Origin of the sequence: Mycobacterium pinniadriaticum, assembly GCF_026242045.1 — a bacterium.
GTDB lineage: Bacteria > Actinomycetota > Actinomycetes > Mycobacteriales > Mycobacteriaceae > Mycobacterium > Mycobacterium pinniadriaticum.
In genome coordinates this window covers 131485-146262 of record NZ_JAPJDO010000007.1, presented here as the reverse complement: position 1 = coordinate 146262, position 14778 = coordinate 131485, and the positions used below count along the sequence as shown (strand labels likewise).

The following is a 14778-nucleotide window of genomic DNA, read 5'->3' as shown; positions in this document are numbered from 1 at the left end:
GGCCGAGGCGGGCGCTCAACCCGGCTGAGCCGCCCGCCGGTTCGGATCCAGCACGTCGACTCCGTCGTCCAACCATGCCTTCCGCATCGCCTCGGCCCCCTTGAGCCGCACCCAGGCGGCTTCGGTCTGGGTGATCGGAACCGCCGCCAGGAAGCGGACCGGCTCTCGGGGCGCCTCCAGCGGTAAGTCAGCGATCACCGAATCACCAAGCAGCACCGCGGTGAACACGGCACCCTCCCACACGGGCGCGGAGAGGTCGATCAACATGTCGGTGACCAGCACCACACCCTCCACCGCCGGCGTGGCCGCCACCACCGCCAGACTGCGGGCCAGACCGGGAGTACGGGCGCGAGCGCGCAGGCTGAGGACAATCTCGGCCCGCGGACCACGCAGCGGGTCGGCAAAGCCGGAAGCCGGTTCGGTCATGGGGTGCCGCGAACAGCCCAGCGTCACATAGTGAGCCACACCTTGTGAATCCGGCCCGAACCGCAACACCTCGACGCGTTCGAGTCCTAGGAACGTCACGCCCGCCGAATCCGGCTCAGCATCGATGCCGACGTCGACGAAGTGTCCGCGCACGTGGTCACGGACCAGATCCAGGGGTTGACTCATGTGACCCGACGGCCGCGAACTTCGGGCACCGGCACCACGTTATCGGCGCCGCCCAACAATCGACGCGACAACCTGCACACCGCACCAGGATACTTGGTCCGCTGATCATGACGACCGCACGAACCATGCGTGATCAGATCAGGCATGAAGCCGACAATCACGCACCGGCGATAGCAGGACGTCACCAACAGTTCAACAGAAAGACCTCTCCGCGCTGGTCATGATTGCGCAGCTATCGACGGGGCATCATTGAATTCCACAGCGGCTCAGTATATTTCATGATCACAGCCCTACGCGCACCACTCGCGGATGACTTCCTGTCAAATCAAAGGTAAACAACATTGCCGACAGGTGAACAGCTGAATTGACGCTCGCCACATGGATCTACGACCACAAGTATTTGCCAACACAACATCGACATGCTCAAATTCGGCATTCGCGGGTAGCCAGTGACAGCTTAGTTGTCGAGAATCGCCAATACTCAAGATGTACAGGCGGGGTTATCAATGTCTCGGCGGTAAACGTCTTCGAGCACACGGACGCATTTCCCATTTCTAGGTTCTGAGCATATTGCGTTGTGCAGCTTAATATTTCGGGTGCGCACTCCGTCGGCCATACGTACGCGGCATTCGTCGTCTAAACAGTTAATTACTGCGGCGCAAATATTGCAGCGTTACGCTGGCGAATCACCTAGGAGGGATATGAGAATTTTCTGTCGAGAGGCTGTGGGCCCGAGCGACTAGGAGACAACAGTGGATACAAAAAAGGTGGCAACCCGGGTGGGCGCAGTCGCCTTTTCGCTCGGAGTGGGTGCCGCCGTCGCGGCCGGAACGGGTTCTGCGTCGGCCGATACCGGCGACACCAGCTCAGCCCCCGCGAACTCGCCGGCCAAATCGCCGTCAGCCGGTACGGCTCGGTCGGCCCAGCCGAAATCACAATCTTCTTCGCAATCCAGTGCCGACTCCCCCGAATCGTCCTCTCATGCTGGCACGCCTCGGGTGCGGGGTGGTGTCGGGCGACTGCCCTCGGATCGCCTCACCGGACCGACGACGAAGCGGACTGGAACAAAGCGACCCACCGCCACTGACACGAGTGAGCAGAGCGATTCGACCGGCAAGGCCACGACGCTCTCGGGGGGTGGGACCGAAGGCGCGTCGGCCGACGACACCGGCGCGGTGCCCAACGGACCCGATGTTGCCGAAGCCGCCACACCGGCGGCGGCCGCCGATAGCACCAAGACTGCGACCCCGGCCGCATCGGCTGCCGCACTGGCCATCCCGACTCCGACCGCTTTGCTGTCGGGGCTGACCACACTGTTTGGGCCCTTGACCAATCCGCTGGTCCCGCGTCCGGGTGAACCGATGCTGCTCACCGTGTTGAGCTGGGCGGGTCGTGAGATCGAGGCGGCGCTGACACGTACCCGCCGCCAGATCACCATGGCTCTGTTCAACGAAGCTCCCACCGCCTCACCGTTGATGTTCGGCGAGGACGCCCAGGGTGTGGTGACCGGCACCATCGGGGCCGCCGACGCCGAGAACGACCCGGTGCGATACACGGTGGTCGGCGAACCAGAACACGGCACCGTCGTGATCAACGCCGACGGCACCTACACCTACACCCCCACCGAGGAACAGGCTGCCCAAGGCGGCACCGACACCTTCCGGGTGCGGGTCAGCGACATCGGCAACCATCTTCACCTGTTCCACGGTGATGGCACCACCACCGTCGAGGTCACCGTCACCGTAGGCGCCGGTGAGGCGATGAGCGTCGGCGCCCTGCCGGTAGCAGCCGTGGCCAGTGCTGATGGCAAGCGCCTGTACGTGGTGGACGCCGACTCCAACTCGGTCAAGATCTATGACGCCACCACCAATACCCCGCTCGGTGCGGTACCTGTGGGGGCGTTCCCCTACAGCATCACGCTGAGCCCCGACGGCAAGCGCGCCTACGTCGTCAACTCCGACGACAACACCATCTCGATCATCGACACCGCCACCCTGGCTACCATCGGTGGCCCCATCGCCGTCGGGAACTCACCCACCAACGTGGCGGTCAGTCCCAACGGAACCCGGCTGTATGTCACCAACAGCAACGACGACACCGTGACGGTGATCCACACCTCCTCGGGGAACACCACCGACGTCATCCCGGTGGGCGCCAGCCCCTACGGCGTCGCGGTCAGCTCCTCGGGCGAACGCCTGTACGTCACCAACGAATGCGACGACTCCGTTTCGGTGATCAACCTGGCCACCAACAAAGTCATCGACACCATCGCCGTCGGGGACGCCCCCACCGCCATCGCCATCAACCCCACCACCGGGCTGGCCTACATCACCAACACCGGCTCGCTGGCGACCGACGGCGACGGCACCGTCACCGTCCTGGACACCGCCACCAACACCGTCGTCGGCGACCCCATCGCAGTCGGGGAATTCCCCATCGGCCTCGCCTTCAGCGCCGACTCGAAACTACTGTTCGTGGCCAACCGCGGCTACGACTCGGTAGCCGTGATCGACACCAGCACCAACACGCTCGCCGACACCGATCCCACCACAGCCAACGCCATCGACAACCTGGGTGTCGGAGACGGACCGTCGGCGCTGGCCGTCACCGGCACCACCCTGTTCAGCCTGCACACCTGGGACGGCACCCTGCTGCCAGTCCCCATCCTGGACTGGACCGGTTCACCCATCACGGGCCTGGCAAGCGCCCCCACCACCGAACTGGTCACACTGAATACGACCAGCACAGCCACCGGCGGCACCGCAACAGCCAAGGCCTCAGCGACCGCCAACGACTCCACCGACTACGAACCGAACTCCGACTTGGGCTCAACCGGGTTCGACGTCTACAACAACTCCAGTGCATCGCTGATCCTGACCGGCTGGGCCGGCGGTGATCGGCCTCAGCAGGGTGCCCCAGAGATCGGCCATGTGCTCAACCCCGGGGAGAGCGACCACTTCGAGGTCAACACCAACTTCACCGACCAGGAAGAGGTGCAGCCGATCTACACCTCTCAGGCCACCGGCGAGACCTTCACCGCGCAGCTGTACGGCGCCACGACCGGAATCGTCGGTGGGGGTGACATCCCAACTGCCGGCTGTGCGCACGCGGGCGGCACTGGAACGTGCAGCAGCGGTGGGACCGCGGTCTACTTCCTGGACGGCTCCGACTCCGAGCAGGACTCGAGCTACGGTTCGCAAGGGTTTGATGTCTACAACCTGACCCAATCCACACTCACCTTCCTCGGGTTTGCCAGCGCGGACCGCCCACAATTCGGTGGCCCGACAGTCGGTAGCACCCTGCTTCCCGGACAGTCCGCGCATTTCGAGGTCAATGTGGACTTCTTTGAGTCTGAAGACGTACAGGTGCAATACTCCGCACCCAGTGGGGAGATTTGGACGGCCTCATTGGCCACGACCCCGCTTTCGACCAGTGGATTGCCCACCGTCACCCAGTGCTCGCAATCAGGCGGCACCGGCTCGTGCAATACCGGCGCAAATTCAGTCCAATTCGTGGACGCGGCGAACACCAAGATCACGATTTCCGCTAGCGATCCCACAGCCCAAATGTTCGTCAATACGTGCAACTCCAGCGCGGTGCAATGCAAGTTCGATGCCTACGCCGGTGGACCCGTGCAGGGATACACCGATCCGCAATACAACACGACAGTGCGGAACAGCACCGATGTGTCGCTGAGCGAGACGATCACTTTGACCAATACGGCGACGACGACGTGGAACGTGTCAGTGTCGGCAAAACTGTCGGTCAAACTGTTCAGCGCGATCACCGCCGAGCTCAGTGCAACATACGGGCTGACCACCACAGAAACACAGACGACGACCACTCAGCAGGCCATCACGGTGAATCCGCAAGAGGCTGTAGCGGTATACACCCAGTACCCCACCTTGAGCGTGACCGGCGATCTCATCATGAATCTGGGCAACACCGAAGTCACGATGACCAACACCACGTTCGTCATCCCCGATCCCGGGGACCCGAACGACGGCGGGACGGGACGGTCGGCCATTGTCGGCCTGACGAACGTCCCGCTCGATTGGGTACCCGGCGATCCGCTGCCCACCGATAACTCCACCGATGGATCCGCATTGGCCTGACGGGAAACGGTTACCGATCAGCAGCCCTTTCCGTACGCACAAATCGCGTACGGATAGGGCCGCTGCTCCAATTCATTGTTTGGTGATATCAACGCATTGTTACTTGGATTTGGCTCGGCTTTCTCGACGTTCTTCATTCTCAGAACGGTGGCACTCATTACCGCCGAGTGAAGCATCGTATAACAAACGGCAGGACCATTGGCGGCCCTGCAGGAATACGTTTTAGATGGAAGAATATTTACCAGAGTCAACCCATTGCGGCGGGCAACAAAAAGGGGTACATAGAATGGAATTTCAGCAACGACCCAACAATGCACCCCGTCAATCAATAGTCGGCTCGGCGCAGCCGGGGCGTGGCAGCTCTCCTCGCTCGACGGCCGCACGCTACATCGGACGGGTCGGTGCGTTAGCCGCAGCTCTAGGTGTCGGTCTGGTGCTCGGACAGTCGGCGGGCCTCGCTCACGCCGCCCCCTCCGAGTCCTCGGCATCCGCCGGCGCCGGGCACCCAAACCAGCGCGCCGGTCAATCCACACCTTCGCCGTCGACGGCGTCAACCCCCACCCGGACATCCCCGAGCGCCCGGGGCGCGTCGGCACGCGGCGCTACCAATGCACCGGTGGTGCGCGTCTCCGGGGGCGCCAAGACCTCGACCGATGGATCGTCGCCGCAGTCAGCTCAGGACAACGGCACGACCGCTCAAAGTGCAACCAAGACAAGGGCAACCGGCAAACGAAGCTCGATCGCAGAGGCCCCGCCGGTGACCACCGCAGCGCCGTCAGCCTCGGCGGCGACGGCCGGCACCAGCCACAGTTCGGCCGTGAGTGAACCGATCTTTGACGGCACTGCGACGACGGCACGTCCAACCCTCAGCGAGGCGCCTCCTGGCGCCCCCGCCTATCCGCCGTCGATCACCACCGAGGTGTCGTGGCACTCGATCGTTTCCGAAGCGCTCACCTGGGCCGGGCTAGGGGAGTTGGCCCCCAACTCGCCCATACCCGATGCCCCGCCAGTCCCTGATGTGATCGCTGCAGCCTGGATCGGTGTGCGCCGTTTCCACTACACCTATTTCAATTCCGATCCCACCCTGCGCCCCACCGGATCTACGCAGAACCCCGACACTTCAGTGATCACCGGAGACCTCGCAGGCAGCGACGTCGACGGCGACACCCTGACTTACACCGTCGTGCAGAAACCCACTCAAGGCAGTGTGACGGTCGCCGCCGACGGCTCCTACACCTACACGCCGACGGCCGCCCTCGCCGACACCGGTGGGACCGATAGCTTTACGGTCAGCGTGGACGACACCGCGGCCAACCCGTGGCACACCAATGCCGCCGAGGATGTGGCCGCCGGTTTCGCCAAGTTCCTGGCCTGGATGGGCCTGGGCAGCGCCCCAGTCGCGACCCCGGCCACGGTGACCGTGACCGTGGAGGTCACTGCGATCAACCACGCCCCCTTGACCACGGGCGAGACCTACACGACCGCGGAAGATACCGCGCTGAGCCTGACGGCCGCCCAACTGCTGGCCAACGATGTAGACCCCGACGGCGACACGATCAGCCTGCACAGCTACACCCAACCCGGCCACGGAACCCTCAGCGACAACGCTGACGGCACCGGCACCCTGGTCTACACCCCCGACGCCGATTACACGGGCACGGACAGCTTCACCTACACCATCGCCGATTCGGCCGGCGCCGAAGCCCAGGCGGTCGTGACCATCACCGTCACCCCGGTCAACGATCCCCCGGTCGCCACCAACGCCACCTACACCATCGACGAAGACACCTCCCTGCAAGGCGATCTGCTGGCCAACGCCACCGATGTCGAGGGCGACACCCTGCACGCCGCAATCATCGTTGAACCGACCCACGGCAGCGTGTCGCTGGATGCCAGCGGCACCTTCACCTACACCCCGGAAGCCAACTACGCCGGCACCGACAGCTTCACCTACGCCGTTACCGACACCTCCAACACCACCAGCGCGCCAGCCACGATCAGCATCGTCATCACCCCGGTCAACCACGCCCCCACCCTGATTCCGACCGTCGGTAACGCAGACCCCGACACCGGCACCCGGTTGATCATCACCACCATCGGCGACCCCGACGGCGACGCCGTCATCGTCACCGCCACATCCACACCCGTCCACGGCACCCTGACCGACAACAGCGGCGGTGTTTTCACCTACACCCCAGACGCTGGTTTCGCCCACACCGGCGGCACCGACACCATCACCTTCACCGCCACCGACAGCTACGGCGCCACCACCCACACCACCATCACCGTCACCGTCGATCCCATCAACCACGCCCCCACCCTGACGTTGGCGACCACCGACGCCCACCCGATAACCGGCGCCGTGATCATCACTGCGATCACCAGCGACCCGGACGGCGACCACATCACCGTCGACGTCGCCCAACCCAGCCACGGCACGGTCGTCGCACTCACCGCCGCCGAAACCGAAGCACTGAAAGCATCACTGACCGCCGCCCAAATCGCCGCGCTCGGACTGGCCGACCCGGCCGCGACCGCCTACCGCTTCACCCCCGACACGATCCTCATCCACAACGGTGGTGCGGAAACCATTACTTTTACCGCCACCGATGCCTCCGGCGCCTCGACTACCAGGACAGTAACGGTGGACGTCGTCGCCAACCAGCCACCGCGGATCAGTGATGTCACCTACCGCGACCACGGCAACGGCACCCTGACCATCATCGTCACCGCCAGCGACCCCGAGGCCGGCACCACCACCCTCAGCGCCACGGCCAACGGCATCCAGCTGGCGGCTACCGCCCCGGCCGACGGCAGCACCAACACCCGGGTGTTCACCTACACCGGCGGCCCCGGCCAAGCCGTCGCACTCACTGTCACCGCGACCGACGCCAGCGGGCTGGTCAGCACCTTCACCGATACCGTGGCACTAACAGCGGCGGCCAGCCCTACCACCGTCACTCAGCACGCACCCACCATCACCGCGCTCACCTACCGCGACCACGGCAACGGCACCGTCGACATCCTCATCACCGCCACCGACCCTGACGGCACCGCCATCACGAACATCAGCGCCACCGCCAATGGCATGGTGCTGACCCGCACCACCCCCGCTGAGGGCCCCACCCCCGGCACCGCGATGTTCACCTACACCGCCACCCCCGCACAGATCGCCGCCGGCGCCGTCCTCGACCTACACATCACCGTCACCGACCCCACCGGCCTGACCACCACCCTCACCCCCGCGGCCTACACCCTGGCCACCACCACCAACCCCGCCCCCGTCACCCAGCACGCACCCACCATCACCGCGCTCACCTACCGCGACCACGGCAACGGCACCCTCGACATCCTCATCACCGCCACCGACCCCGACGGCACCACCATCACGAACATCAGCGCCACCGCCAACGGCACACCGCTAGCAGTCACCACACCCGCCGAAACCTCCACTGACACTTGGATGTTCACCTACACCGGCACCCCCGGCGAGACCGTCGTACTAACACTGGCCGCCACCGACCCCACCGGCCTGACCACCACGCTCACCCCGGCGCCGTATGCCCTCACCTCAATGCCGACCACCGTCAACCACGCCCCGCGCATCACCAGCATTGCGGTATCGGCGTCCAATCCGACCACCGGGAACGTCACGGTCACTGTGGCCGCGACTGACGACGACTCCGGCGACGCACCCGCAACCGTCAAGTTGCGTGACGCCAACGGCGCGGTCCTGGCCACGGCCAGCATAGGAGACGACGGGATGGCCATACTGACCTACAGCCCCGACGACGTGCTCCGCGCGAGCGGCGGGCAAGTCACCCTCACCGTCACTGCAGTCGACACCCGCGGTGCTGAAACCACGCAAGGCGTCACCCTCACCATCGACCCGGTAGCACCGAATCACGCTCCCGTGCTCGCCAACGGTGACTACTCTGTCGACACCGAAACCGGCATGGTGGCAGGCACTGTCGCGGCCAGCGACCCCGATGGGGACACCCTCAACTTCACGGTCACCAGTGCCGACAACAGCCTTGGCGAACTGGCGTACGACACTGCGACAGGCGCCTGGGCGTTCCTGCCGACCGCGCAGGCCCGTTTCGCCGCCGCCACCGGCGCCGGGCCCAGGACCGTCGAGATCAACATCACCGCCAGCGACGGCATCGACACCGCCACCACCACGGTCGCCGCGGATATCGATCCTGCTGTCGGCATCGACACCAGTGTCATCGCCAATCTGAGCGGAGTCGCAACCGATGTCGCCGTCGAACAGGACGGGACCATCAACATCGCGGCATACGAAGACCGCGCCATCATCGTGCTCAACGCCGACGGCACGATCACCGACACCATCACCACCGAGATCCGACCGTTCGGCATCGCAGTAGGACCCGATGGCCGTATCTACGTCAGCAGGCTCTTCGGTGACAACGGAAACGGCGAGGACGAACAGCAGCAGGACCCCGATGTCCTCTACGTTATCGATCCGACCGACCACTCCACAGACACCATCCACCTGAACGCAACCCCGCTGGGCGCACTCGCCTTCGACCACAACGGCCGCCTCTACGTTCCCGTCACCTCCGGTGACACTGGCGCGCTGCTATACATCGACCCCGACGGCTCCACCAACACCATCGACGTCGAGGGCATCGCACAACCGATAGCCGTAGCCGTCGACGGCGATGACCGCGTCTACGTCACCGGACTGAACAGCGACGGCTCCGGCACCACACTAACCATCCTCAACGCCGACCAGACCGTCGCCAGCACCGTCGATCTCGGCGTCTACCCCTCCCAACTACAAGCCCTAGCGGTGGCCGACGACGGCCGCACCTACTTCACCAACATCGTCGGCGAGGGGTCAGTGACCTTGACCGTCTTCGACAGCGACGGCAGGACCATTGGCACCGCTGACCTGTTCGCCGTCGGCCTAACAGCAGGTCCCGACGGTCAGATCTACTATGCCGGTTTCAACGCAATCGGCGGAACTGCGGGAACGATCACCCTTGGTGCCCCGCAGGGCCAAACCGCCAACTCCTACTCCGGTGTGGTCGACGGCAGCATCGCGGTACCCAACCCGGGCTACACACTCACCTACGCCCTCGACAGCACCGTCGACGAGTCCGTGGGCACCGTCGAACTCGACGCCGCTACCGGGCACTGGACTTTCACCCCCACCGAGGAGGCTCGCCACAACGCCGCACTCGGTACCGGCCCTACCACCATCGAATTCACCGCCACCGCCTCATCCACCGATGCCGGCTACACCAAAACCGTCACCCTCACCGCCACCATCGAGCCAGCCAACAGCGCCCCCCAGATCTACGCCGACACCGACGCACAAACCGCACCCGACACCGGGATCGTCACCGGCAGGGTCACCGTCATCGATTACGACAACGACCCCGTCACTCTCACAACCACAACCATCAACCCCACCATCGGCACGATCGAACTCACCGCCGATGCCAGCAACCCCGGCACCTACACCTACACCTTCACCCCCACCGGCGAAGCCCGCCAACACGCCGCCGACGGAAGCGGCCCCACCACCGTCACCATCACCCTGATCGCCAGTGACAACAACGCTATCGACCTCTACAGCAACACCTTCGGGATCGCCGTCATCAACGCTGCACCAACTCTGACCGTCGAAGTCACGGCCGCCGATACAATTACCGGCTCGGTAGTCTTGATCCCGCACACCACCGACCCGGACGGCGATGCCGTCGAGGTGGCCATCACCACCGCACCCAGCAATGGCACCCTGACCGACAATGGCGACGGCACCTACACCTATACGCCGAGCGAGGCTGCCCGGCTCTATGCATACAGCACCGTTGGCGATGACTTCGACGCCATCGTTGTCAGCGCGATCGACAGCAGCGGAAATGCTACTGATGCCACCGTCGAGAACATTCCCATCGAACCGAGTACAGCGGGGATCGTCAGCAGCATCGATCTGACCGGATCGCAATCCAGCGCTGTGGTTCTCGGTCCCGATGGGACCGCCTACAAGATCGGTTACACGGGCTCGTATCCCAACTACACCAACACCTACGTGACGGTGATCGACCCGGCCGACCCCACTAATCAGGCGACCGTGGAGCTCCCTGGCGGGCCATCAGGCAGCGTCAGTTTCGGCGCAGACGGAACGGCCTTCCAAACCACCTCGGCAGGCACGACGACCTACCTGACGGTGATCGACCCGGCCGATCTCGCTAATCCGACCACGCTCGAGATCTCCGGCATCCCCGTCGGTGGGGCGGTAGTCGGCTCCGACGGCACCGCCTACCAGACCACGCGCGAAGGGACTTCCGGCAATTACACCACCCACGTGGCGGTGATCGACCCGTCCGATCCCTCCAATCCGACCGTCTTCGATATCTCCGGAGACCCCAGGGGGGGCGTGGTGTTTGGCCTCGATGGCGCCGGCTACCTATTGACCGAGACGGGCAGCTACGGCAATTCTTCCACCCGCGTGACGGTGATCGACGTCGGTGCGCCCACCAACCCGTCCACCGTGGTGGACCTGCCGGGTTCCCTCGCCGGTAGCCTGCAGATGGGCACCGACGGGACCATCTACCTGACCACCAATCAGGGCAGCGTTTACTCCAGCACCATCACCTACGTGACGTTGATCAACCCCGACGATCTCGCTCACCCGACCACCGTGCGGCTACCTGGCTTCGGCGCTCCGACCGATGGCGTTGTGGTCTCGCCTGATGGAACCGCCTACCAATCCGTGTTCAACCACGATGGCACGAACTTCTACACCACGGTGACGGTGATCGACCCGGCGGACCCCAGCAATCCGACAACCACCCCCAAGCTTCTGGGCAGGTCCAATACTCCTACTACGAGTGTCACGAAGGGTGTGCTGGTGGGCCCGGACGGCACCGCTTACCAAACGACCTACTCGGGTTCCACCACCTACATAACCGTGATCCAGCCGACCGACCCCGCACACCCGACCACCTTCGAGATTGCCGGCCAGCCGATCGGCTACGACTCGCGGGTATTCATGGGATCGGATGGAACTGCCTACCAAGCCCTCTCGGCCGACGGCTCGAACACCACGCTGGTCGTCATCGACCCGGCAGAGCTCACTTACCGCACGATCGACCTCGCCGGCCGGCCGGTCGGCAACCTCGGCTTCGCGGCCGGCTCGAACGGCATCACCTACCTGGTCACTCGCTCGGGCTCCTCCCCCGACTACGCCATTCACGTGCTGGTATTCGACCCCGCAAATCCCACCAACCCAACCATCCTCGACATACCCGGTTATGGGTTCGACCGCCTGGTACTCGCCGCCGATGGCACTGCCTACCAAACCGCCTACACCGGCACCTACCCCGACTACACCACGAGCGTGACGGTGATCAACCCTGCCGACCCCGCCAACCCGACCACCCTCGATCTGCCTGGCCAGCCATCCGGCGCCGTGGTGTTCGGCACCGATGGCGCCATCTACCAAACTCATTACGTCCGCTCGACCGAGGGCACCACAACCTACGTGACGGTGCTCAACCCGGCCGACCCCTCCGTGGCGAGCACCGCGCAGATGAAAGGTGACCCGAGCGGTCTGGTCGCCGGCGACGGCGGCGCCTACCTCACCACTCAGCAGGGCACCTACCCTAACTACAGCTACTCATTGGGAGTCATCGCGGTCCAGCCACCTGCGGTGCCTCAGGTTCTATAGCTGCCACATCGGAAGTGACGCCTCGCAACGAACTGATCCTGCCGGCGCTCGCACGTCCATCGCGTCGTCTGACCACGCCCGGGCGACCTCGATGGGCGTGATCGGAACTGACGCCAGAACACGAACCAACTCCCGCGGCTCCGAGGCCAGCCCCACGATGCCGGAATCACCAAGCTGACAGCGAATCGGCCACCACAGAATTCGGATCGACCACCGGATGCCGACCCAACGTCACATAGCGGACGACACCGTCGCGATCCGGCCCGAACCGCAACACCTCAACTTCGTGGCGTCAAGAGCCGACCCGATCGGCTGACTCAGCTCTTCGTTAGCCCCTGGCAGGTACAACGGTCAGGTTCACACCGCTGTCGGCGTCGAAGATATGCAACTTGGTCGTGTCGAACGCCAACTCGATGGTTTGGCCGATTGCCGCCTTGGACTCCGCGGAAAGCCTTGCCACGAACTCATTCTCACCGGCACCGGAATCGGCTGCCAACTCGGCCAGCTGGGCCGACTTCACTGCGTCGCCGGAAGTCGTGAAATACACATACTTGTCGGCACCCAGCGACTCGACCAGGTCGACCTTCACCTCGAAAGTCGATGCCCGGATGCGTTCATAGGCGTCGAGCACCGCGGCATCCTCGAAGTGCTCGGGACGAATCCCGACAATGACGTTGGCGGGTTTGGGATGCCGGCCCACCATCTCTTGAACCTCCTGGCTCAAGGTCACCTCACCGAAGGGCAACTGCAGCCCCATATCGGTGAGTGCCGCCGGGAAGAAGTTCATCGCCGGCGAGCCGATGAACCCGGCGACGAACAGGTTCGCCGGTCGCTCGTAGAGCTCCTCCGGCGTGCCGATCTGCTGTGCCTCACCGGCGCGCAACACCACAACGCGGTCCCCGAGCGTCATTGCCTCGGTCTGGTCGTGTGTGACATACACCGTGGTGGTTCCCAGCCGGTTCTGCAGCCGGGCGATCTCACCGCGCATCTGCACGCGGAGTTTGGCGTCGAGATTGCTCAACGGTTCGTCCATCAGGAACGCCTTGGGCTGGCGTACGATTGCCCGGCCCATCGCGACCCGCTGGCGCTGACCGCCGGACAGCTGCGAGGGTTTACGGTCCAGAAGATCAGACAGATCAAGGATTTTCGCCGTCTCCTCGACCTTCTCGGCGATCTCGGCCTTCTTCATCTTGGCCAAAGTCAACGGGAACGCGATGTTCTGACGGACCGTCATGTGCGGGTACAACGCGTAAGACTGGAAGACCATCGCGATGTCACGATCACGGGGTGCCTTCTCGTTGACCCGCGCCCCGCCGATACGCAGCTCCCCGGAGCTGATGTCGTCCAGGCCGGCGATCATGTTCAACGTGGTGGACTTCCCGCAACCGGACGGTCCGACCAGGATGACGAATTCGCCGTCGGCGATCGTCAGGCTCAGGTCCTTTACGGCGACGGCGCCGTCCGGGTAACTCTTGGTGACATGGTCCAGAACGATCTCGGCCATCGAACTATCCCTTCACCGCGCCGGAGGTCAGACCGGCGACGATTCGTCTTTGGAAGATGAGAACGAACACAATGATCGGAATGGTGATCACCATCGCGCCCGCGGCGATCGACCCGGTCGGTTCCTCGAATTGTGAACTGCCGGTGAAGTTCGCGATGGCCACCGGCGCGGTGATCGCGGCGCTGGTGGCCGTCAACGACAGCGCCAGCAGCAGGTCGTTCCAGGCGAAGATGAACACCAGGATGGCGGCCGTCACGATGCCCGGTGCGGCCAGCGGCGCGATGACCCGCCGGAACGCCTGGGCCGGCGTGGCACCGTCGATCTTCGCGGCCTTCTCCAGATCCCACGGGATCTCCCGGAAGAACGCCGATAACGTGTAGATCGCCAGCGGCAGAGCGAATGTGATATACGGAATGATCAATCCCGGCCAGGTGTTGAACAGGCCGATCCGGCGTTCGATGTTGAACAGCGGTGTCACCAGCGAGATCTGGGGGAACATCGCGATCAGCAGTGCCGCACCGATGAGCGCCTTCTTGCCCGCGAAGTCCAGTCGGGCCACAGCGTAGGCCGCCATCCCGCCGATGACCACCGCGATCAGTGTGGTGATGAGCCCGATGCCGATCGAGTTGATCAGTGCCGAGCTGAAGGCATCGCCGTTGAAGATGCCCTTGTAATTGTCGAAGGTGATCTGCGACGGAATCAGCTTGCCGTCCTTGACGGTTGACGTCGGCTTCAGCGACAGGCTCAGAATCCACAGCACCGGGAACAGCGCGTAGATCACCACGATGGCGTCGATGACGATCCAACTCGCCGCCCGCCGTGCGCCAACCCGCTCAGACATG

The 14778-nt window shown here is 64.2% G+C and carries 5 protein-coding genes; 2 read left to right on the top strand and 3 right to left on the bottom strand.

From position 1 onward, the window contains the following. Positions 1-15: 15 nt before the first annotated feature. Positions 16-612, bottom strand: a complete 597-nt coding sequence (locus ORI27_RS10875) for a suppressor of fused domain protein (RefSeq protein WP_265996835.1) — start codon at positions 610-612, stop codon at positions 16-18. Positions 613-1787: 1175 nt separating this feature from the next. Between ORI27_RS10875 and ORI27_RS10870 the strand changes: the two genes are divergently transcribed. Further along, the gene (locus tag ORI27_RS10870; protein ID WP_265996834.1) at positions 1788-4727 is read left to right on the top strand and encodes a beta-propeller fold lactonase family protein; all 2940 of its coding nucleotides are present in this window, start codon (positions 1788-1790) and stop codon (positions 4725-4727) included. Positions 4728-5544: 817 nt separating this feature from the next. Next, the gene (locus ORI27_RS10865; RefSeq protein WP_265996833.1) at positions 5545-12432 is read left to right on the top strand and encodes an Ig-like domain-containing protein; all 6888 of its coding nucleotides are present in this window, start codon (positions 5545-5547) and stop codon (positions 12430-12432) included. 328 nt (positions 12433-12760) lie between these two features. Here the strand turns inward: ORI27_RS10865 and ORI27_RS10860 are convergent, their stop codons facing one another. After that, a complete protein-coding gene (locus ORI27_RS10860; RefSeq protein ID WP_265996832.1) occupies positions 12761-13936 on the bottom strand; it encodes an ABC transporter ATP-binding protein in 1176 nt (391 codons plus the stop codon). 4 nt (positions 13937-13940) lie between these two features. Then, complete coding sequence (locus tag ORI27_RS10855; protein ID WP_265996831.1) at positions 13941-14777, bottom strand: carbohydrate ABC transporter permease; 837 nt, start codon at positions 14775-14777, stop codon at positions 13941-13943. Between the last annotated feature and the right edge of the window lies 1 nt (position 14778).

What these genes read in the sequence shown, in the direction of transcription:
- ORI27_RS10860 (WP_265996832.1), bottom strand. Translation starts at nt 13,936, where the DNA reads ATGGCCGAGATCGTTCTGGACCATGTCACCAAGAGTTACCCGGACGGC.
- ORI27_RS10855 (WP_265996831.1), bottom strand. Translation starts at nt 14,777, where the DNA reads ATGTCTGAGCGGGTTGGCGCACGGCGGGCGGCGAGTTGGATCGTCATC.
- ORI27_RS10875 (WP_265996835.1), bottom strand. Translation starts at nt 612, where the DNA reads ATGAGTCAACCCCTGGATCTGGTCCGTGACCACGTGCGCGGACACTTC.